The 20752-nt window shown below is 70.9% G+C and carries 19 protein-coding genes; 10 read left to right on the top strand and 9 right to left on the bottom strand.

The features are described from left to right. Positions 1–3 precede the first annotated feature (3 nt). Entirely contained in the window at positions 4–1428 is a 1425-nt protein-coding gene (locus ACLJPL_RS16310; RefSeq protein ID WP_411081558.1) for a dihydrolipoamide acetyltransferase family protein, read from the top strand. A 110-nt stretch (positions 1429–1538) separates the two neighbouring features. Here the strand turns inward: ACLJPL_RS16310 and ACLJPL_RS16305 are convergent, their stop codons facing one another. Next, complete coding sequence (locus ACLJPL_RS16305; protein WP_411081557.1) at positions 1539–2135, bottom strand: TetR/AcrR family transcriptional regulator; 597 nt, start codon at positions 2133–2135, stop codon at positions 1539–1541. Between the two features lie 62 nt (positions 2136–2197). On the opposite strand from ACLJPL_RS16305, the gene ACLJPL_RS16300 reads away from it, so the two are divergent. Continuing rightward, complete coding sequence (locus ACLJPL_RS16300; RefSeq protein WP_411081556.1) at positions 2198–2680, top strand: SRPBCC family protein; 483 nt, start codon at positions 2198–2200, stop codon at positions 2678–2680. Between the two features lie 47 nt (positions 2681–2727). Beyond that, a complete protein-coding gene (locus ACLJPL_RS16295; protein ID WP_411081555.1) occupies positions 2728–3012 on the top strand; it encodes a DUF397 domain-containing protein in 285 nt (94 codons plus the stop codon). A gap of 84 nt (positions 3013–3096) precedes the next feature. Here ACLJPL_RS16295 and ACLJPL_RS16290 read toward each other — a convergent pair whose 3' ends face one another. Further along, positions 3097–3999, bottom strand: coding sequence for a D-alanyl-D-alanine carboxypeptidase family protein (locus ACLJPL_RS16290; protein WP_411081554.1), 903 nt, complete (start codon positions 3997–3999; stop codon positions 3097–3099). A gap of 341 nt (positions 4000–4340) precedes the next feature. On the opposite strand from ACLJPL_RS16290, the gene ACLJPL_RS16285 reads away from it, so the two are divergent. After that, the gene (locus tag ACLJPL_RS16285; RefSeq protein ID WP_411081553.1) at positions 4341–5024 is read left to right on the top strand and encodes a GntR family transcriptional regulator; all 684 of its coding nucleotides are present in this window, start codon (positions 4341–4343) and stop codon (positions 5022–5024) included. Then, positions 5021–6328 carry an MFS transporter gene (locus ACLJPL_RS16280; protein WP_411081552.1) on the top strand — a complete coding sequence of 436 codons (1308 nt, stop codon included), beginning with the start codon at positions 5021–5023 and terminating at the stop codon, positions 6326–6328. Before ACLJPL_RS16285 ends, ACLJPL_RS16280 begins: the two co-directional genes overlap by 4 nt. 86 nt (positions 6329–6414) lie before the next feature. On the opposite strand, the gene ACLJPL_RS16275 is transcribed toward ACLJPL_RS16280, so the two are convergent. Next, positions 6415–7239, bottom strand: a complete 825-nt coding sequence (locus tag ACLJPL_RS16275) for a maleylpyruvate isomerase family mycothiol-dependent enzyme (RefSeq protein WP_411081551.1) — start codon at positions 7237–7239, stop codon at positions 6415–6417. Between the two features lie 373 nt (positions 7240–7612). Between ACLJPL_RS16275 and ACLJPL_RS16270 the strand changes: the two genes are divergently transcribed. Beyond that, the gene (locus ACLJPL_RS16270) at positions 7613–8407 is read left to right on the top strand and encodes a carbon-nitrogen family hydrolase (RefSeq protein WP_411081550.1); all 795 of its coding nucleotides are present in this window, start codon (positions 7613–7615) and stop codon (positions 8405–8407) included. Between the two features lie 106 nt (positions 8408–8513). Here the strand turns inward: ACLJPL_RS16270 and ACLJPL_RS16265 are convergent, their stop codons facing one another. After that, a complete protein-coding gene (locus ACLJPL_RS16265) occupies positions 8514–9005 on the bottom strand; it encodes an LURP-one-related/scramblase family protein (RefSeq protein WP_411081549.1) in 492 nt (163 codons plus the stop codon). Between the two features lie 64 nt (positions 9006–9069). On the opposite strand from ACLJPL_RS16265, the gene ACLJPL_RS16260 reads away from it, so the two are divergent. Continuing rightward, complete coding sequence (locus tag ACLJPL_RS16260) at positions 9070–10887, top strand: thioredoxin-like domain-containing protein (protein ID WP_411081548.1); 1818 nt, start codon at positions 9070–9072, stop codon at positions 10885–10887. 93 nt (positions 10888–10980) lie between these two features. Here ACLJPL_RS16260 and ACLJPL_RS16255 read toward each other — a convergent pair whose 3' ends face one another. The 4 genes from ACLJPL_RS16255 to ACLJPL_RS16240 form a co-directional block, all read right to left on the bottom strand. Then, a complete protein-coding gene (locus ACLJPL_RS16255; RefSeq protein WP_411081547.1) occupies positions 10981–11202 on the bottom strand; it encodes a DUF6458 family protein in 222 nt (73 codons plus the stop codon). A gap of 125 nt (positions 11203–11327) precedes the next feature. Next, positions 11328–12623: a M18 family aminopeptidase gene (locus ACLJPL_RS16250; protein ID WP_411081546.1), complete on the bottom strand. Its 1296-nt coding sequence runs from the start codon at positions 12621–12623 to the stop codon at positions 11328–11330. A gap of 101 nt (positions 12624–12724) precedes the next feature. After that, entirely contained in the window at positions 12725–13351 is a 627-nt protein-coding gene (locus tag ACLJPL_RS16245) for a Uma2 family endonuclease (RefSeq protein WP_411081545.1), read from the bottom strand. 109 nt (positions 13352–13460) lie between these two features. Further along, positions 13461–15287, bottom strand: a complete 1827-nt coding sequence (locus tag ACLJPL_RS16240; RefSeq protein WP_411081544.1) for an acyl-CoA dehydrogenase — start codon at positions 15285–15287, stop codon at positions 13461–13463. Between the two features lie 222 nt (positions 15288–15509). Between ACLJPL_RS16240 and ACLJPL_RS16235 the strand changes: the two genes are divergently transcribed. From ACLJPL_RS16235 to ACLJPL_RS16225, 3 genes are all read left to right on the top strand, one after another. Next, positions 15510–15977: an SseB family protein gene (locus ACLJPL_RS16235; protein WP_398840059.1), complete on the top strand. Its 468-nt coding sequence runs from the start codon at positions 15510–15512 to the stop codon at positions 15975–15977. Between the two features lie 286 nt (positions 15978–16263). After that, positions 16264–17220, top strand: a complete 957-nt coding sequence (locus tag ACLJPL_RS16230) for a pirin family protein (protein WP_411081543.1) — start codon at positions 16264–16266, stop codon at positions 17218–17220. 88 nt (positions 17221–17308) lie between these two features. Next, the gene (locus ACLJPL_RS16225; protein ID WP_411081542.1) at positions 17309–18415 is read left to right on the top strand and encodes an AI-2E family transporter; all 1107 of its coding nucleotides are present in this window, start codon (positions 17309–17311) and stop codon (positions 18413–18415) included. A gap of 61 nt (positions 18416–18476) precedes the next feature. Here the strand turns inward: ACLJPL_RS16225 and ACLJPL_RS16220 are convergent, their stop codons facing one another. Continuing rightward, positions 18477–20585, bottom strand: coding sequence for a SpoIIE family protein phosphatase (locus ACLJPL_RS16220; RefSeq protein ID WP_411081541.1), 2109 nt, complete (start codon positions 20583–20585; stop codon positions 18477–18479). Between the last annotated feature and the right edge of the window lie 167 nt (positions 20586–20752).

Here is a 20752-nt window from a genome sequence, read left to right as displayed (position 1 = left end):
GTCGTGACGACGATGACACAGACGTCCGCTCGCTTCCGCGAGTTCAAGATGCCCGACGTGGGCGAGGGCCTCACCGAGGCCGAGATTCTCAAGTGGTTCGTCCAGCCCGGTGACACGGTCGCCGACGGCCAGGTCGTGTGCGAGGTCGAGACGGCGAAGGCGGCGGTGGAGCTGCCGATCCCGTTCGACGGCGTGGTGCACGAGCTGCGCTTCCCGGAGGGTACGACGGTCGACGTCGGCCAGGTGATCATCTCGGTGGACGTGGCGCCGGGGAGCGACGAGGAGGCTCCGGTTCCGGCTCCGGTGCAGGAGCCGGTGGAGGCCGCCGCTCCCGCTCCGGCCGACGAGCCGAAGGGCCGTACGCCGGTCCTGGTCGGCTACGGGGTCGCGGAGTCCTCCACCAAGCGCCGCCCGCGCAAGGGGTCGGCCGCGCCGGAGGCCGCCGTGGTCGCGGCGGCGGTACAGGCGGAGCTGAACGGGCACGGGGCTCCGGCTCCGGCTCCTGAGGCGCCGGTCGGCCGCCCGCTGGCCAAGCCGCCGGTGCGCAAGCTCGCCAAGGACCTGGGGATCGACCTGGCGACGGTGGTGCCGACCGGCAAGGACGGCATCATCACCCGCGAGGACGTGCACGCGGCGGCTGCTCCGGCGGCCTCCGCTCCCGCCCAGGCCCCGGTCGCCGAGCCGGCCACGGCGTCCGCCCCCGAGACCCCGGCCACGGCCGGCTCGGCCCGGGAGACCCGCATCCCGGTCAAGGGCGTCCGCAAGGCGATCGCGCAGGCGATGGTGGGCAGCGCCTTCACCGCGCCGCACGTCACCGAGTTCGTGACGGTCGACGTCACGCGCACGATGAAGCTGGTGGCGGAGCTCAAGGAGGACAAGGACATGGCGGGGGTGCGGGTCAACCCGCTCCTGATCATCGCCAAGGCCCTCCTGGTCGCGATCAAGCGGAACCCCGAGGTCAACGCCGCCTGGGACGAGGCCAACCAGGAGATCGTGCAGAAGCACTACGTCAACCTGGGCATCGCGGCGGCCACCCCGCGCGGCCTGATCGTGCCGAACATCAAGGACGCGCACGACAGGACGCTCCCGCAGCTCGCGGCGGCTCTGGGCGAGCTGGTCGCCACGGCCCGGGACGGCAAGACGTCTCCGGCGGCGATGGCGGGCGGCACGGTGACGATCACCAACGTCGGCGTCTTCGGCGTCGACACCGGCACCCCGATCCTGAACCCGGGCGAGTCCGCGATCCTGGCGGTCGGCGCGATCAAGCTCCAGCCGTGGGTCCACAAGGGCAAGGTGAAGCCGCGTCAGGTCACCACGCTGGCCCTCTCCTTCGACCACCGCCTGGTCGACGGCGAGCTCGGCTCCAAGGTGCTGGCCGATGTGGCGGCGATCCTGGAACAGCCGAAGCGCCTGATCACCTGGGCGTAAGCGCGTTTTCCCGGTGGGCCCGTACGTCGACGACGTACGGGCCCACCGGCGTATCAGGGCCTCTCCGGAAGCTCCGGAAGCGGTTGGCCGTTACGGGCGGGCGCGGTACGTCATCGCCGGGATTCCGCGCCCAGGAGTGCGGCTGCGGCCTCCTCCGCCAGGTCCTCGGCATGGGCGGGCAGGGGCCGGCCGGCCCGGAGGTGGCGACGGACCACGGAAAGCGGCAGGTCGACCACGGCGAGCACGACACGTTCGCTGTCCCGGGGTTCGTCCGCGCCGAGGCTCTTGGCGAGGGAACCGAGGGTGGAACGTACGCGTAGGTCGCCGCGATCCGCGCGCTGCGCGTGCTCCTCGGACCAGGCCGCCCGCCCGAAGTCCTCGGCCCCGTAGAGGAGGAGAGCGGCCTCCTCCGGATGGGCGCGGCTCCAGGCGATGACATGGCGAGCCGCCGCACGACCGGCCTGCCCCGCGTCGGCCTCGGCGGCGATGGCCGCGAAGTACCCCTCCTGGAAGCGCTCCACCGTGCGCAGCCACACTTCGGCGAGCAGCGCGTTCCGTCCCGGGAAGCGGTGGTAGAGCGAACCGCTCGGCGCTCCGACCGCCTGGGCGACGGCGGACATGGTCACCCCGGCCGGGCCCGACGCGGCGGCCAGTCGCACGGCGGCGTCGAGGAGCTGATCCGTCGCGAAGCGGGCTGGTCTGGCCATGAACCAGAGAGTACGCTCACCATATTAGAGAGGTCTCTCTATATCGCTTCAAGGGGGGACGCATGGGCGTCTACAACGTGCACGAGCGCTTGCTGGCCGCGAAGGGCGGCGAGGTCGGAGCCCTGCTGGACACCCTGGCGGGCGAGGAAGACGGCCTGTGGCCGCACCGGAGCTGGCCGCCGATGAAGTTCGACCGTCCCTTGGCGCCCGGCGCGGTCGGTGGCCACGGCCCGGTCCGCTACACGGTCACCGCCTACGTCCCCGCCACCTGGGTGCGCTTCACCTTCAGCGGCCCGAGCGGGTTCCACGGCTTCCACGAGTACGCCGTCCTGCCCGTCGACGAAACGCGCACGATCCTGCGCCACACCCTCGCCATGCGCACCAGCGGCCCGGCCCGACTCGCCTGGCCCCTCCTCTGGCGCCCGCTCCATGACGCCTTGCTGGAGGACAGCCTGGACCGCGCCGAACGGGCGTGCACGGGGGCGGTGGAGCATCCGGCGCGCTGGGGCCCGTACGTGCGGCTTCTGCGCCGCCTCGCGCGCTGAACGACGAGCGCGTTCCTCGTACGGTCGCGTTCCTCGTACGGTGGTGAGTGCCGCGTCCACGTCAGGTGCGGCGACGGCGTTCCCCACCGCACGGCGGGCTCGGCGAACACGCTCTTGCCGATCGTGCACGGCTCGACGCCCCAGCGGTCGGCGAGCCGGTCGACGATCAGGAGGCCGCGCCGGTAGCAGTCGTCGTCGCCGGGCTGCCGGAGGCAGGGCAGCCGCTCCCCACGCGGATCGCTGACGGCGACCGCCCCGGCGGGCCCATCGTCACCGTCGCGCCCGCCGCGTGGGACGCCTTCCAGGACGACCTGCGCCGGCAGCTTCCGTAGGCGCGCAGGCCATCGGCACGCGGAAGGGGCCCGGTCCGCACACTGCGTGCGGGCCGGGCCCCTTCTCCGTACGGCGCTGTCCGACTACTTCTTGAACCCGTAGTCCAGGAGCTTCTTCGCGTCGGCCGTGCGGTTGGCCTCGGAGGTCGACGTCAGCACCGTGCCGATGACCGTCTTGCCGTTACGCGTCGCCGCGAAGACCAGGCAGTACTTGGCGCTCGGGCCGGAGCCCGTCTTCACGCCGATCGCGCCGCTGTAGCTGCTGAGCATCTTGTTGGTGTTGGTCCACGCCATGTTGCGGTAGCCACCGTTCTTCGTGGTGACCTTCTGCGTCGTCGACTTCGTCTTGACGACCGTACGGAACGTGGGGTTCTTCATCGCCTGGCTGGCGATCTTCGTCAGGTCGCGGGGGGTCGAGTAGTTCTTCCCACTGCTTATGCCGTCGAAGGAGTCGAAGTTGGTGTTCTTCAGCTTGAGGCTCTTCGCCGTGGCGTTCATCTTGCCGATGAACGACTTCACGCGGGCCGCACGGGTCGTGCCGGTGCCGAACTTGTCGGCCAGGGCGTACGCCGCGTCGCAGCCGGACGGGAGCATCAGGCCGTAGAGGAGCTGGCCCACGGTGACCTTGTCGCCGACGATGAGCCGGGCGGACGAGGCGTTCTTGGAGACGATGTAGTCGCTGTACGCCTTCTGGATCGTGACCTTGGAATTCAGGTTCACGTTCTTCTGCGACAGCACCACCAGCGCCGTCATGATCTTCGTGGTGGAGCCGGTGGAGCGGCGGGTGTCCGCCGTCTTGGAGAACAGAGCCTTTCCGGTGCCGTTGTTCATCACGAAGCCGCCCGCCGCGACGATCTTCGGAGCCGGCGGCGGAGTGGCGGCGTGTGCCGTCGAAGCGAATCCGCCGCTCGCGAGCACCGCACCCGCGGTGAGAGCCACCGTGCTCGTGACGGTGACGCGATTGATGCGCTTGATCCCGATTTTCAACTGAACGCTCCAAATGCCCCTGATATGCGGCCACATAAGGGTGCCGCTCGATGGTGAGACTCCTGGGACGGGCCAAAGGATGTGTTCCCGAACGAGTGAATTTGCGCAGCCTTGACCTTGACCGGCCGAGGGGCCTGAGGGCGCTTCAGCTCAGGCGTACGAGGAAAGCGACTCGTCGATCAGGTGGTCGCGGTCCTGGCATGTGCCAGGAATCTCCCGACGTGACCAAAGGCGCTCAGGTCGGGACGGGGGAGGGGGCGCACAGGGCGCGGGAAACCCGCCACGGTCCAATATCCGGACGCCGCTCCCTCATGCGTGCATGTTGTATCTATGCTGTGCGCATGCCTGCCGCAGCCCCCGCCCCCGTACAGCCGCCGCGCTCCTCCCTCAAGCAGCCGCCCGCCGCCGAGCGCGTCTACGCCCACATCAAGGAGGCGGTTCTCGACCGTCGTTACGAGGGCGGGACGCTGCTCACCGAAGGCGGGCTCGCGGACGCGGTGGGGGTGTCGCGGACGCCGGTGCGGGAGGCGTTGCTGCGGCTGGAGGTCGAGGGGCTGATCAAGCTCTACCCGAAGAAGGGCGCCCTGGTGCTCGCCGTCTCCGCGCAGGAGATCCGGGACGTGGTGGAGACCCGGCTGCTGGTGGAGGAGTTCGCGGCGCGCAAGGCCGTGCCCGCGTCACCGCAGTTGATCGCGCGGCTCGAACAGCTTCTGGAGGAGCAGCGGCAGACGGCGGAGGCCGGGGACCTGGCGGCGGTGGCCGTCAAGGACCGGTGTTTCCATGCCGAGATCGTCAAGCACGCGGGCAACGAGATCCTGTCGCGCCTCTACGACCAGCTGCGGGACCGTCAGTTGCGCATGGGCGTCGCGGTGATGGAGGCGCATCCCGGCAGGATCGAGGCCAACATCACCGAGCACGGCGAGCTGCTGGAGGCGCTCCGGGCCGGCGACGCCGAGGGGGCCGCGCAGGTCGTGCGGCGTCACGTCAGCCGGGTACGGGTGCTGGTCCGGGGTGAGGACCGGTGAGTTCGGCCGCCCCCACGCTCTCGCTGCCCGGTGATCCGCCCGGCGGCCGGCGTGCCGCCTGGGTCTGGGGCATCGGCGTCGCCGTCTACTTCGTCGCCATCATCTTCCGTACGAGCCTGGGCGTGGCCGGTCTCGACGCCGCCGACCGGTTCGACGTCAACGCCTCCGCCCTGTCGACGTTCTCCATCCTCCAGCTCCTCGTCTACGCGGGCATGCAGATACCCGTGGGGCTGATGGTGGACCGGCTCGGCACCAAGCGGGTCCTCACCATCGGGGTCGTCCTGTTCACGGTCGGCCAGCTCGGCTTCGCGCTCTCCCCCTCGTACGGCATGGCACTGGCCGCCCGCGCCCTGCTCGGCTGCGGCGACGCGATGACGTTCATCAGCGTGTTGCGGCTCGGCAGCCGCTGGTTCCCGGCCCGGCGCGGACCGCTGATCGGCCAGGTCGCCGCGCTGTTCGGGATGGCCGGCAACCTCGTCTCGACCCTCTTCATCGCGCGCGCCCTGCACAGCTTCGGCTGGACCACGACCTTCGTCGGCAGCTCGCTGGCGGGCGTCGCCGTGCTGGTGCTGCTCCTGCTGTTCCTGAAGGACCACCCCGAGGGGCACGAGCCGCCGCCCGCCGAGCACGCGGGGGCAGCGTACGTCCGCCGGCAGATCGCCGCCGCCTGGCGGGAACCGGGGACCCGGCTCGGGATGTGGGTGCACTTCACCACGCAGTTCCCGGCGATGGTGTTCCTGCTGCTCTGGGGCATGCCGTTCCTGGTGGAGGCCCAGGGGCTGACCCGGGGGACGGCGGGCACGCTGCTCACCCTGGTGGTGCTGTCCAACATGGTGGTGGGGCTCGTCTACGGGCAGATCATCGCCCGCCACCACGGGGCACGGGTCCCCATCGCGCTGGGCACGGTCGCGACGACGGCCCTGCTCTGGGCCTCGGCGATCTTCTATCCCGCCGCGCACACCCCGATGTGGCTGCTGACCGTCCTGTGCGTGGTGCTGGGCGCCTGCGGCCCCGCCTCGATGGTCGGCTTCGACTTCGCCCGGCCCGCCAACCCGCCGGAACGTCAGGGCACCGCGTCCGGGATCGTCAACATGGGCGGGTTCATCGCCTCCATGACCACCCTGTTCGCGGTCGGAGTCCTGCTGGACGCCACGGGCGGCAACTACCGCGTCGCGTTCGCGTCGGTCTTCGTCCTGGAGGCGCTCGGCGTCGCCCAGATCCTGCGGCTGCGCCGCCGGGCGGCGCTCAGGGAACGCGACCACCATGTGGTGAGCCGGGTGGAGGCCGTGCACGTCCCCGCGTAGCCGCCGCCCGGTGTCACGTGTCACGCGCCCGGCGGCGCGCCCGCCATCCGTGACGTACGGGGCGGGCGCCGCCGAGAAAGCCGGTGCTACGGGGTCACGGCGAAGTGGTTCAGGATCGCCGCCGCCAGCTCCTGGTCGCCCTCGGCCTTGATCCGGTCGGCGACCGCCGCCGGGCGGACCCGGCCGCAGGCGAGGCGTACGTACGTCTCCCAGTCCATCGACAGCGTCACGGCCGGGCCCAGCGAGGGGGATCCGTCTATCGAGCCGCGCCCCTCGGCGTCGACCCGCACCGTCCGCAGGAACTCCAGCGGGCCGTGCACGTCCAGCACCACCGCCGAGTTGGCCGGCGCGCCCGCGTTCTTCGCGACCACCTTCGGCAGCGCGGCGAGCAGGACGTCCCGGGTGATGTGCGCGCCGGGGGAGTCCAGGTTGCCCGGCTGGCCGAGCGTCGTGCGCAGGTCCTGCTCATGCACCCAGACATCGAAGGCCCGCATGTTGTGCGCCACTTCGAGGGTCTGCTCGGCGCCCAGCGGCGCGCGGACCGTCGTCTCCGGGGCGCGGGACTCGTTGCGGAGCTGCCGGGCGCGGCGGATGAGGACGTACTCCAGCTCGGACGTCATCTCCGGAGCGGTGTGGTGACGCCGGACGTCGACCTGCATCTCCATGTACCGGGCGAAGTCGCTCTGTACGTGGTAGAGGTCGCGCGGCAGCGTATGGATGGGCCGCGGGTCGCCGAGCATCTCGCACTCCATGCCGATGACGTGCGACACGATGTCCCGCACCGACCATCCGGGGCACGGCGTACGGCGGTTCCACTCCCCCTCAGCGAGTGGCTTGACCAGGTCGGCTATCGCTTCGATGGAGTGGGTCGCGGAGTCGGCGTAGGTCTGGAGGCTGGGATGGACGGTCACGGGACCCCTCGGCGGTTCTTCGGTGCATGGGCTGGAGAGCAGGGAGTGCCGGCGGGCGGGCCGGCACGGACGACGCTGTCGTGGGCTGCGGGCTGCGGGCTGCGTGGAGGTTCAGTCGCTTGGGACCGACCGGAACATGGGGGGCGGCGTCGCGGGGCTGGTCACGCGCATCTGCGGCGTTGTCGTCGATCACCATGGCTCCGCCATGCCTCAATCCTCCGCCTTGCAGCTGCACGCGTCCAGCCCCGCTCCTTCTCCCGCCCCCCCCTGTTCCGGTCGGTCCAAGTTACGCTGCGAGCAGGCACCCCGGCAGTGCTTTCGTGTGACGATCGTAGGCCCGTGTTGACGGCTCGAATGCCAGGACGGTGGTAGTGTGCGCGCCTCCCTCATCCAGATCGCAGTAGACCCGGACGAATCCGTCGAGGCCCGCCGCGAGCGGGCGGCCTCCCTGGTGGTCGCCCAGCGCGGCTGTGACCTGGTGGTCCTTCCTGAGCTCTGGCCGGTCGGGGCGTTCTCCTACACCCTCTTCGAGCAGGAGGCCGAGCCGCTCCACGGCCCCACCCACGACGTGATGGCGAAGGCGGCGGCCGAGGCCGGGGTCTGGCTGCACGCGGGCTCGTTCGTCGAGCGCGCGCCGGACGGCGTCCTCTACAACACCTCGCTCGTCTTCGCCCCGAACGGCGAACGCTCGGCGGTCTACCGCAAGATCCACCGCTTCGGCTTCGACAAGGGCGAGGCGGTGATGATGGGCGCGGGCGGCGAGCTGGTGACCGTCTCCCTGCCGCAGACCACGCTGGGCCTGGCCACCTGTTACGACCTGCGCTTCCCCGAGCAGTTCCGCGGGCTCGTCGACGCGGGCGCCGAGACGCTCGTGGTGGCGGCGGGCTGGCCGGAGCGCCGGCGCGCGCACTGGACGCTCCTCGCACAGGCCCGGGCCGTCGAGAACCAGGCGTACGTCCTCGCCCTCGGCACGGCGGGCACCCACGCCGGCATCCCGCAGGCCGGGCACAGCATGGTCGTCGACCCCTGGGGCGAGGTGCTGGCCCGGGCCGGTGCGGATGAGGAGATCCTGACCGTGGAGTTCGACCCGGCGAAGGTGGGCGCGACCCGGGAGCAGTTCCCGGCGCTCAAGGACCGCCGCCTGGGGCTCGCCCCGCCGCGTATCTGAGGACCGTTCGTTTCCGAGTGCCGCTCGTTGTTTCACGTGAAACGCCCTGTTTCACGAAACGCCCTGTTTCACGTGAAACAACGAACTCCCGTGCGCGGGAAGGCGATCAGCCCTCGCTGTCCTTGTCCGCCAGCACGATCACGCACATCGCCACGGCGATGAGCAGCGCGATGTCCGCGTCCTCGCGGACCACGTCGATGCCGTACGTGTCCCGGATCGTCAGCCAGCGCCGCGAGATCTGGGCCAGCAGCTCACCGTCGTACTCGATGGCGAACTCGCGGTCCAGGATCTTGCCGCTGACGTCCATCTCCGTACCGTCCACCAGGGTCACCCGGTAGTGGTTGCGCAGCAGCGAGAGCCGCTTGCGCCGGACCCTGGCCAGCTCCTCGTCGCCGCGCTCGATGAGCATCGTGTCCCGCAGGCTGACCAGCTTCTGCCGCAGTTCAACGAGGACCTGGCCGGTCTCGTCCTTCAGCTCGAAGGTGTCGCGCAGCCGCATGGCCTTGCCGTCGACCAGGAAGACCTTGCGGCCGTCGACGTCCTCGATCCAGTAGTCGTCACCGATGGCGAACAGCCGCTCACGCACGAGAAGTCTCATAGGGCACAGGTTCCCCCGGGCCCCGGCGGAATGCGCGCAGGCGGGGGCGGTGTTGACTTGTGGCATGGCAACACGTGCACGCGTCCGCGCCCCCGAACTCATCGGCAAGGGCGGCTGGCTCAATACAGGCGACCGGCAGTACACCCTCTCCGAACTGCGAGGACGCATCGTCATCCTCGATTTCTGGACCTTCTGCTGTGTGAACTGCCTGCATGTCCTGGATGAGCTGCGGGAGCTGGAGGAGAAGCACCGCGACACCGTGGTGATCATCGGGGTCCACTCGCCGAAGTTCGTCCACGAGGCCGAGCACCAGGCGGTCGTCGACGCCGTCGAGCGGTACGAGGTCCACCACCCGGTTCTCGACGACCCCGAGCTGGCCACCTGGAAGCAGTACGCCGTACGGGCCTGGCCGACGCTCGTCGTCATCGACCCCGAGGGCTACATCGTCGCCCAGCACGCGGGCGAGGGCCACGCGCACGCCATCGAGAAGCTGGTCGAGGAGCTGGAGGCCGAGCACGCCGCCAAGGGGACGCTCCGCCGGGGCGACGGCCCGTATGTGGCGCCCGAGCCGGTCGCCACGCATCTGCGCTTCCCGGGCAAGGCGCTGCTCCTGCCGGATGGCGGCTTCCTGGTCTCCGACACCACCCGGCACCGGCTCGTGGAGCTGGAAGCGGACGGCGAGACCGTACGACGGCACTTCGGGAACGGGGAGCGCGGCCTGCGCGACGGCGGGCCGGAGGAGGCCCGGTTCAGCGAACCGCAGGGGCTCGCCGTGCTGCCGGACGGGCGCATCGCCGTCGCGGACACCGTCAACCACGCGATCCGCGCCCTCGACCTCACGACCGGGGTGACCAGCACCCTCGCCGGGACCGGCCGCCAGTGGTGGCAGGGGACCCCGACCAGCGGTCCGGCGCGCGAGGTGGACCTCTCCTCGCCGTGGGACCTCGCGTGGTTCGGCGACCGGCTGTGGATCGCGATGGCGGGCGTGCACCAGCTGTGGACGTACGACCCCGAGCACGGCGCCGTACGGGTCGCCGCCGGGACCACCAACGAGGGGCTGGTCGACGGGCCGGCCGCCGAGGCGTGGTTCGCCCAGCCGTCCGGGCTCGCGGTCTCCGCCGAGGGCGACCGGCTCTGGGTCGCGGACTCCGAGACCTCGGCCCTGCGCTGGGTCGACCGGGACGAGCACGTGCACACCGCTGTCGGCACCGGCCTCTTCGACTTCGGCCACCGCGACGGCGCGGCCTCGCAGGCGCTGCTCCAGCACCCGATCGGCGTGACCGCGCTGCCGGACGGGTCCGTGGCGATCTCGGACACGTACAACCACGCCCTGCGCCGCTACGACCCCGCCTCCGACGAGGTCACCACCCTGGCCACCGACGTACGCGAACCCAGCGACGCGGTGCTGGTCGACGGCGACCTGGTGGTCGTCGAGTCGGCCCGGCACCGGCTGACCCGCCTGCGGCTGCCCGAGGAGGCCGTACGCGTACCCGAGCGGGCGCACCGCACCCAGCGCGCCGCCACCGAGGTCGCCCCGGGCGCTCTCCGGCTCGACGTGGTGTTCCAGGCCCCGGCGGGCCAGAAGCTGGACACCCGGTACGGGCCCTCGACCCGGCTGCTGGTCTCCGCCACCCCGCCCGAGCTGCTGGCCGAGGGCTCCGGCGCGGGCGCCGACCTCGGGCGCGACCTGGTCCTCGCGGACGGGGTCACCGAGGGCGTGCTGCACGTCTCCGCGATGGCCGCGTCCTGCGACGACGACCCGGCCAACGAGTACCCGGCCTGCCACGTCCACCAGCAGGACTGGGGCGTGCCCGTCAGCGTGACCGAACAGGGGGCGACCCGGCTGCCGCTGGTGCTGGCAGGGATGGACGAGCAGGGCTGACGCGATGCGGGGGCCGCCGCTCCCCAGGAGGAGCGGCGGCCCCCGTCTCTCAAGTCCTGTGGTGCGCCGGGGCCGCGCTGTCGCGGCCGCCGGTCACTGGTAGCGCCGCTCGTCGTCCTGGACGACCGTCGTGGTGGGCGGCACGACCATACGCCGACGACGCGCGATGCTCATGTAGACGAACACCCCGATGAGGCCGACGAGCATCATGATCCAGCCGACCAGGTCGACGTTGACGGTGTCCACCTTCCAGTCGGTCGCGAACGCCAGGATCGCGCCACCACCGATCAGGAGAATGCATCCTCCGAGTCCCATGAATCCCGCCTCCTCGACGATCCGGTGAATCCGGACCGGTTGTACGGGTCGCGTACCCGGCCCGGCAACAACCATGTGCGGGAAGGAGGTTGGGTGAGGGAACAGAAGACGGGGACGCGCGGGCGTCAGTCCGTCATGAACGCCGTGAGCGCGTTGGCCAGCAGATACGGGTCGTCCGCGCCGCACAGTTCGCGCGCGCTGTGCATGGAGAGGATCGCGACGCCGATGTCCACGGTCTGGATGCCGTGCCGGGCGGCGGTGATCGGCCCGATCGTCGTACCGCAGGGCATCGCGTTGTTGGAGACGAACGTCTGCCACGGCACGCCCGCCTTCTCGCAGGCGGCGGCGAACACCGCGCGGCCGCTGCCGTCCGTGGCGTAGCGCATGTTGACGTTGACCTTGAGGATCGGCCCGCCGTTGGCGACCGGATGGTGCGTCGGGTCGTGCCGCTCGGCGTAGTTGGGGTGCACGGCGTGGCCGGTGTCGGAGGAGAGGCAGACCGTCCCGGCGAAGGCGCGGGCGCGGTCCTCGTACGAACCGCCGCGCGCGAAGACCGAACGTTCCAGCACCGTGCCCAGCAGCGGTCCGTCCGCTCCGGTGTCGGACTGCGAGCCGTTCTCCTCGTGGTCGAAGGCGGCCAGGACCGGGATGTACGGGATCCCGGCGTCCGGCTGTCCGGCGACGGCGGCCAGGGCGGCGGTCGCGGCGTGCACGGACAGCAGGTTGTCCATGCGCGGCCCGGCGACCAGCTCCCGGTCCCGGCCCAGGTAGGACGGCGCCTCGATGGCGTGCGGCATGAGGTCCCAGCCGGTGACGTCCTCCGCGTCGACTCCGGCCTCCTCGGCGACGAAGCCGATCAGGTCGCCCTCCGCCACCTCGCCGAGTCCCCAGATCGGCTGCATGTGCTTCTGCCGGTCCAGCTTGAGACCCTCGTTGGCCGACCGGTCCAGGTGCACGGCCAGCTGCGGCACCCGCAGCAGCGCCCGGTCGACGTTGACCAGCCGGTGCGTCCCGTCGCGCAGCGAGATCCGGCCGGCCAGGCCGAGGTCCCGGTCGAGCCAGGTGTTCAGCAGGGTGCCGCCGTAGACCTCGACGGCGATCTGACGCCAGCCGTGGGCCCCGGTGTCGGGCAGCGGCTTCACCCGCAGGTTCGGGGAGTCGGTGTGCGCGCCGACGATCCGGAACGGGGTGTGCGCCTGCGCGCCCTCGGGCACGTACCAGGCGACGATCGCCCCGCCGCGCAGCACGTACTTCCCGCCGGTGGACGCGTCCCAGGCGGCAGTCTCCTCGACCTGCCGGAATCCGGCCTTCTCCAGGCGGGCGGCGGCGTTGTGCACAGCGTGGTAGGGGGACGGGCTCGCCGCCAGGAAGGACATCAGATCATCGGTGTGCGTTCGGTCGAACCGGTGGCGAGAACTCATGGTCTTCACTGTATCGAGGGCGCCGAGTCCGAAAACCGGTGACAGACAGGGGGGTCGGACACCCCTTACCGCTCGTCCTGAGGCCCGCTCCGCAGTTCGATCTACAGCTCGTCGATCGCGGTCAGGTCGATGTCGATGTCGTACGGGGCGGAGAGCTTGAGGCGGTCGTGGTGGACGCCGGTGGAGACGTACGTCTTATTGACGGGGTCGAGTTCGTAGGTGATGACCATCGGGCGATCCCTCTCGCCGGTCATCTCGACGAGCCAGAAGTGCTTGATACCCGCCGCCGCGTACTTGTGCGGTTTCGTGTCCCGGTCGCGGTCCTCGGAGTCGGGCGAGACGACCTCTACGGCGAGGAGGACGTCGGCGGCCTGGTAGCGGGTCTGGCGGAGCCCTCCCACGGAGTCTGCCTTCACCACCACCAGGTCGGGCTCCGGAGCGTTGCGCTTGCCGAGCACAACCGCCATCTCACGACGCACGCGCAGGTCGTTCGGAACGTGCTGCCGCAGTCCCTGCTCCAGCAGATACATCGCCAGCGTGTGGAAATTCCGCTGCGGACTCACGAAAACCAGGCTCCCGTCGATCAGCTCCGTGTGCGGCGGGAGGTCGTCAAGCGTGAAGAAGTCGTCCACGGTGTAGCCGTCCGGCGGCGGGACCGGCCACCCGGGGTTGGCGCGCCGCAGCTGCGACGCTTCGGACCGTGCCTCGGCGGTCATGGTTCCTCCCATGGAAGGGATTCTGGGCCGTGCACTCAGCGTACCCAGCTGATACGACAGCGCCGCCACCCGAACGAATTCCGGATGGCGGCGCGCGTTGACGAAACAGGCGAGCGATTCCCTAGAAGGACGCCTCGTCCAGCTCCATCAGGGAGTTGTCGACGTTCTCGGCGAGCGCGCGCTCGGCCGAGACGCCCGGGAGGATGTTCGCGGCGAAGAACTTCGCGGCGGCGATCTTGCCCCGGTAGAAGGCCACGTCCTTGGCGGAGGCGGTCGGCAGCTTCTCGGCGGCCACGGCCGCGCCCTTGAGGAGCAGGTAGCCGACGACGACGTCGCCGGAGGCCATCAGCAGGCGGGTGGTGTTGAGGCCCACCTTGTAGATGTTCTTGACGTCCTCGCCGGTCGCGGTGAGGTCGGTGATCATCGTGCCGACGATCGCCTCCAGGTCCACGGCCGCCTTGGCGAGGGAGTCCAGCGCGGGGGCCAGCTCCTCGTTGCCCTGCGCGCCCGCGAGGAACTTCTTGATCTCCTCGGAGAGCGTGTTGAGCGCGACGCCCTGGTCGCGGACGATCTTCCGGAAGAAGAAGTCCTGGCCCTGGATCGCCGTGGTGCCCTCGTAGAGGGTGTCGATCTTGGCGTCCCGGATGTACTGCTCGACCGGGTACTCCTGGAGGTAGCCCGAGCCGCCGAACGTCTGGAGCGACTGCGCCAGCTGCTCGTAGGACTTCTCGGAGCCGTAGCCCTTCACGATCGGGAGCAGCAGGTCGTTGAGGCCGTTCAGCGCCTTGGCGTCCTCGCCCGCGGCCTCCTTCTCCTGGATCGCGTCCTGGACGGTGGCCGTGTACAGCACGAGGGAGCGCATGCCCTCGGCGTACGCCTTCTGCGTCATGAGCGAGCGGCGCACGTCGGGGTGGTGCGTGATGGTGACCTTGGGCGCGGTCTTGTCCATGAACTGCGACAGGTCCGTGCCCTGGACGCGCTCCTTGGCGTACTCCAGCGCGTTCAGGTAGCCCGTGGAGAGGGTGGCGATGGCCTTCGTGCCGACCATCATGCGGGCGAACTCGATGATGCGGAACATCTGGCGGATGCCGTCGTGCTTGTCGCCGATCAGCCAGCCCTTGGCGGGGTGGCGGTCGCCGAAGGTCATCTCGCAGGTGTTGGACGCCTTGAGGCCCATCTTGTGCTCGACGTTCGTCGCGTACGCGCCGTTGCGCTCGCCCAGCTCGCCGGTGGTCCAGTCGAAGTGGTACTTCGGAACCAGGAAGAGCGACAGGCCCTTGGTGCCGGGGCCCGCGCCCTCGGGGCGCGCCAGCACGTAGTGGAGGATGTTCTCGGACATGTCGTGCTCGCCCGAGGTGATGAAGCGCTTCACACCCTCGATGTGCCAGGAGCCGTCCTCCTGCTGCACGGCCTTCGTCCGGCCCGCGCCGACGTCGGAGCCGGCGTCCGGCTCGGTCAGCACCATCGTCGAGCCCCACTGCTTCTCGACGGCGATCTCCGCGACCTTCTTCTGCTCCTCGGTGCCCTCCTCGAAGAGGATGCCCGCGAAGGCGGGACCGGAGGAGTACATCCACACGGCCGGGTTGGCGCCGAGCAGCAGCTCCGCGTAGCCCCAGATCAGGGAGCGGGGGGAGGTGGTGCCGCCGATCTCCTCGGGGAGGCCCAGGCGCCAGTACTCCGAGTCCATGAAGGACTGGTACGACTTCTTGAAGCTCTCCGGGACCGGCGCGGTGTTGGTCTCCGGGTCGAAGACCGGCGGGTTGCGGTCGGCGTCGGCGAAGGAGTCGGCGAGCTCGTTCTCCGCGAGGCGGGCGATCTCCTCCAGGATGCTCTTCGCGGTGTCGACGTCCATCTCCGCGAACGGACCGGTGCCGTACAGCTTGTCGCGCCCGAGGACCTCGAAGAGGTTGAACTCGATGTCGCGGAGATTCGACTTGTAGTGCCCCATGGGAAGGCTCCGTAATCAATAGCAGTGGCGCGCAGCGCCCCGGGGAGTGATGCGGGTCGGGCGACAGGCAGGCGTTCGGTACAGGAAGAGGTGCTCGGTACGGACAGGCGTGCTCGGTGCGGGCAGACGCGGGTGTATCAGCTGACCTCTACGATGATGCTACCCGTCAGTAATAAGGCGCAACCCCTCAAGCCGTAGATGTGTCCGATTACTCTTTGCAGCATGTACGGCTACGACCAGAACCCTGGTGCTCAGCAGCAGATGGGTCAGATGGGCCAGATGGGCCAGATGGGCGGCGGCTACGGCGAGCAGCCGCTGTATCCCGAGCCCTCACCGCCCTCCCTGGCCGACGCGGTCCGGGCCTTCACCACCGGCTCCCTCGCCGCCGAGGACTTCCAGCAGATCTTCGCCACGTCGAAGGTCTACTGCCCGCGCGGCGACAACCCCGGCTTCCTGGCGCTGCACAACACGCAGCAGCCCGTGATCCCGATGTTCACCACGCTGAAGGAGCTGCGGCTGTACGCGGGCAAGGAGTCCAAGTACTTCGTGATCACCGGCGCCGAGGTGATCGACCTGCTGCCCACGGGGTACGGCTTCGTCCTCGACATGGAGGGTGATCACCGGATGGTCTTCGACGCCAAGGCGGTCGAGCAGATGGTCGACTTCGCGATGCGTCGGATGTACGGGTAGGTTCCAGCCTCTCGTGGGTCGCTGACCTGCGGTTTCATTGTTCGGGCGAGGGTCCGCGCCAGGAGTGGCGCGGGCCCTTTCCGCTGCCGGGAGCGGCTCGGGGGCGGCCCGGGAGCGGCCTGCGGAACGCCTTGGGCGGGGATCGGAACACCTCGGGGGCGGGTCGAAAACGCCTTGGGGACGGGTCGAAAACGCCTTGGGGACGGACCGGGAATGCCGCACGCCTTGCAGGATGTTCACCATTCAACTAAATTCGTTCCAGAAGACTCGCCCGGAGGTGGCTCCCATGCCCGCAGTGACCGTCGACAACCCGCTGACCCTGCCCAAGGTGGCCGCTTCGGGTGACGCCGTGGCCCGCCCCGTGCTCGCCGTCACCACGGCGCCGAGCGGATTCGAGGGCGAGGGCTTCCCCGTCCGCCGCGCGTTCGCGGGGATCAACTACCAGCACCTCGACCCGTTCATCATGATGGACCAGATGGGTGAGGTGGAATATCAGGCGGGCGAGCCGAAGGGGACTCCCTGGCATCCGCACCGCGGCTTCGAGACCGTCACGTACCTGATCGACGGCACCTTCATCCACCAGGACTCCAACGGTGGCGGCGGCACCATCGAGAACGGCGACACCCAGTGGATGACCGCGGGCTCGGGGCTGCTGCACATCGAGGCTCCGCCGGAGTCGCTCGTCCTGTCCGGCGGGCTCTTCCACGGGCTCCAGCTCTGGGTGAACCTTCCCAAGGCCGACAAGATGATGAACCCGCGCTACCAGGACATCCGCGGCGGCGAGGTGCAGCTCCTCGCCTCCCCGGACGGCGGCGCGCTGCTCCGGGTCATCGCCGGTGAGCTCGACGGGCACCAGGGTCCCGGCATCACCCACACCCCGATCACGATGATCCACGCCACCGTCCGGCCCGGCGCGGAGGTGACCCTGCCGTGGCGCGAGGACTTCAACGGCCTCGCGTACGTCCTGGCCGGGCGCGGCACGGTCGGCGAGGAGCGCCGCCCGATCCGCCTCGGGCAGACCGCGGTGTTCGGCAGCGGCGGTTCGCTGACCGTCCGCGCGGACGAGAGGCAGGACGGGAACACCCCGGACCTGGAGATCGTCCTCCTCGGCGGCCGGCCGATCCGGGAGCCGATGGCCCACTACGGACCGTTCGTGATGAACAGCCAGGCCGAGCTGAAGCAGGCGTTCGAGGACTTCCAGGCCGGCCGCCTCGGCACGGTCCCGGCGGTCCACGGCATGTGACGCCAGGGTGCGGCCGTGCCTGACGGGCCGTCACCCGTACGGTGGCGGCGGGCGGGCCCGCCGACGCGCACCGTGATCGGGTGGGAGGGTGCCTGCTCCCAAGCCCCTCCTGCCCGACAGCGCCCGCCGCGCGGCTGCCTGGTGCGGTGTCGTCCTGCTGGTCGCGGGGGTCGCGGCCGTCGCGATCTGGCTGGTCGTCGCCCTGAAGACCGCGGTCACGCCGGTGCTGCTCGCCCTCCTCGGCACCGCGCTGCTCGGTCCCGTACACCGCTGGCTGACCGCCCGCAGGGTCAACCGGTCGCTGGCCGCCGGGCTGACCTGCGCGGCGCTCGTCGCGGTGGTGGGCGGCGCCGGGTACATCGTGGTCACCGCCCTCGTCGACTCCGGCGACCAGATCGTCGCCTCGCTGAAGCAGGCGGGGCAGTGGGTCGTCGACCACCTGGACATCGGCGGGAACACCGACGTCGACAGCCTCGCCGACAACGCCAGGAACCTGGTCGACAAGTTCGGGGCGAGCGCGGCCGGCGGCCTGCTCAGCGGCATCAGCCTGGTCGGCACCCTGGTGGCGACCAGTGTGCTGGCGCTGCTGCTGACCTTCTTCTTCCTGCGCGACTCCGACCGCGCCGCGCGCCTCGCCCACACCGTGGCCCCGCGCGGCGCCGGCGACCTGGTGGAGGCCATGGGGCGGCGGGCGTTCGAGGCCGTCGAGGGCTTCATGCGCGGCACCACGTTCATCGCGCTGATCGACGCCCTGTGCATCACGGTGGGCCTGCTGATCCTGGACGTGCCGGGGGCGGTGGGGCTCGGTGCGCTGGTCTTCGTCGGCGCGTACATCCCGTACCTCGGCGCGTTCATCTCCGGGGCCGTCGCCGTGCTGGTCGCCCTGGCCGACCGGGGGTTCGTGATCGCGCTGTGGGCGCTGGGGGTGGTGCTCGCGGTCCAGGTGCTGGAGGGCCACGTCCTCCAGCCGGTGATCCAGAGCCGTACGGTGCAGATGCACCCGGCCATGGTCATGATCGCGCTGACGGCGGGCGCGGGCGTGGCCGGACTGCTGGGCATGCTGCTCGCGGTGCCGCTGTGCGCGGCGGCCTTCGGCATCCTCGGCGAACTGCGCCGCCGCTCCGGGGGCGATCCCAGCGCGCCCGGCGGCGACTCCGGCCCGCCCGGCGGCCACCCCAGCCCGTCCGGCGCTTGAGGACGGAGCCGTTACGGGGGAGGGCCCGCGGCCATCAGGGCCCGGGCCACCCGGGAGCCGCTCAGAACTCCCCCGGCTCAGCCGACTCGTACAGCTCGAACCAGATCGACTTCCCCTCCCCCCGCGGATCCACCCCCCACGCGTCCGCCAGCATCTCCATCAGCACCAGCCCCCGCCCGCTGGACGCCATCTCCCCCGGCCGCCGCTTGTGCGGCAGTTCGTCGCTCGCGTCGGCCACCTCCACCCGGAGCCGCCGCTCGCCCCGCTCCCCGGACACCTCCGCGACCGTCAGCGCGTCCCCGTCCGTGTGGACCAGCACATTCGTGGCCATCTCCGAGACCATCAGGACCGCCGAGTCGACCTGCTCGGGGTCCTTCCAGTCGTGCAGCAGCTCCCGTACGAGCTGCCGGGCCACGGAGATCCGCTCGGGCTCGGCCTGCGCGATGGTCAGGACGCTCCGGCGCGGCGGCGTCGCGCGGGCCGGGGCGCTCTCGCGCCGCAGCACCAGCACCGCGATGTCGTCCTCGCGCCGGTCCGCGAGCGGCCCCGTCGTGTAGTGCGAGGTCGGCCCGTGCACCGCCTGGACCAGGGCGTCGGCCATCCGCTCCAGGTCCTCGGTGGGCTTCTCCAGGACCGGACGCAGCCGGGTCCAGCCGGTGGCCATGTCGTGGCCGCCGGTCTCGATGAGGCCGTCCGTGCACAACATGATCGTTTCGCCGGGCTCCAGGACGACCCGGGTGGTGGGGTAGTCGGAGTCCGTCTCGATGCCCAGCGGCAGCCCGCCCGCCGTCTGCCGGATCACCGCGGTGCCGTCGGCGCTGACCACCACCGGGTCCGGGTGCCCGGCGCGGGCGATGTCCAGGGTCCCGGTGGCCGGGTCCACCTCGGCGTACAGGCAGGTCGCGAAGCGCGGCGCGGAGGGCTCGTCGTCGCCCTCCACGCCCTCGTACGCGTCGGTGAGCCCGGAGAGGAAGCGCGAGGCCCGGGAGAGCACGGCGTCCGGGCGGTGGCCCTCGGAGGCGTACGCGCGCAGGGCGATGCGGAGCTGGCCCATCAGCCCGGCGGCCCGCACGTCGTGGCCCTGGACGTCGCCGATGACCAGGGCGATCCGGCCGTTGGGCAGCGGGATCATGTCGTACCAGTCGCCGCCCACCTGGAGCCCGCCGCCGGTCGGCACATAACGCGCCGCCACCGTCATACCGGGGATGTCCGGCCCCAGCGTCGGCATCATCGAGCGCTGGAGCCCGAGCGACAGCTCGCGTTCCGTCTCCGCGACCCCGGCCCGGGCCAGCGCCTGGGCGAGCATCCGGGCGACCGTCGAGAGCACCGCGCGCTCGTCGGGCGAGAAGCCCACAGGGTGCTGGAACCCGGCCATCCACGCGCCCATCGTGCGGCCGGAGGAGACCAGCGGGAGGTACGCCCAGGACTGCCGCCCGAAGCGCCGGGCGAGCGGCCAGGTGGCGGGGTAGCGGCGGCGGTACTCCTCGGGGGAGGGGAGATAGATCGCGCGGCCGGTGCGGACGACCTCGGCGGCCGGGTAGTCGGTCTCCAGCGGCATGTCCGTGAAGGCGTCCTCGTCCCCGGTGCTCTGCCCGTGGTGGCCGATGATCGTCAGCCGCTCCCCGGCGGAGCCGAAGACCGCGAGCCCGTCCGGGGAGAACCCGGGCATGGACAGGGACGCGGCGACCCGCAGCACCTCCTCCGTGGACCGGGCCTCGGCCAGCGCCCGCCCGGCGTCCAGCAGGAACGCCTCCCGGGACCTGCGCCAGTCCCCGGTGATCGGCGTGTGCGGGCCGGACGAGCCGAGCTGCGGTTCGGCGACCTCCTGGAGGGTGCCGATGAGCACGTAGTTCTCGGAGCCGTGCTCCTCCGGTACGACCGGCTTGGAGCGGCTGCGCACGGTACGCAGCACCCGGCCCCGTTCGTCCACGATCCGTAGCCGGGCCTCGGCGAGGGTGCCCTCGGCGACGGCCAGGTTCACGACCCCGTAGATCTCGTTCCAGTCGACCGGGTGGAAACGGGAGCGCACCGCCGCCTCCCGGTAGCTGCCGGGCTCGGCGGGCAGGCCGAGGAGCCGGGCCGCCTCCGCATCGAGTGTGACCGTGCCGGCTGCGTTGTCCCAGCGCCACAGGCCGGTCGCGATCGCGGCCAGGAATTCCTCGGTGCGCATTGCCCCACTTTAGGAAGATGTGCTCCGCGTACGCCACCGAGGGGCCGCCGGGCGGGAGCGGGGCGGGGCGGACGGGAGAGGGCTGCGGAAGGGGGGCGCGAGCGGGGCCGGGGCAGGGGCGGGGCGGAGGAATGAGGCGGTCGCGTCCCGGGCGGTAGCCTGGGGTG

Origin of the sequence: Streptomyces sp. cmx-18-6, from assembly GCF_046548915.1 — a bacterium.
Lineage (GTDB): Bacteria > Actinomycetota > Actinomycetes > Streptomycetales > Streptomycetaceae > Streptomyces.
Note: the sequence above shows the minus strand (reverse complement) of the source record. Positions and strands in the feature narration are given on the sequence as shown.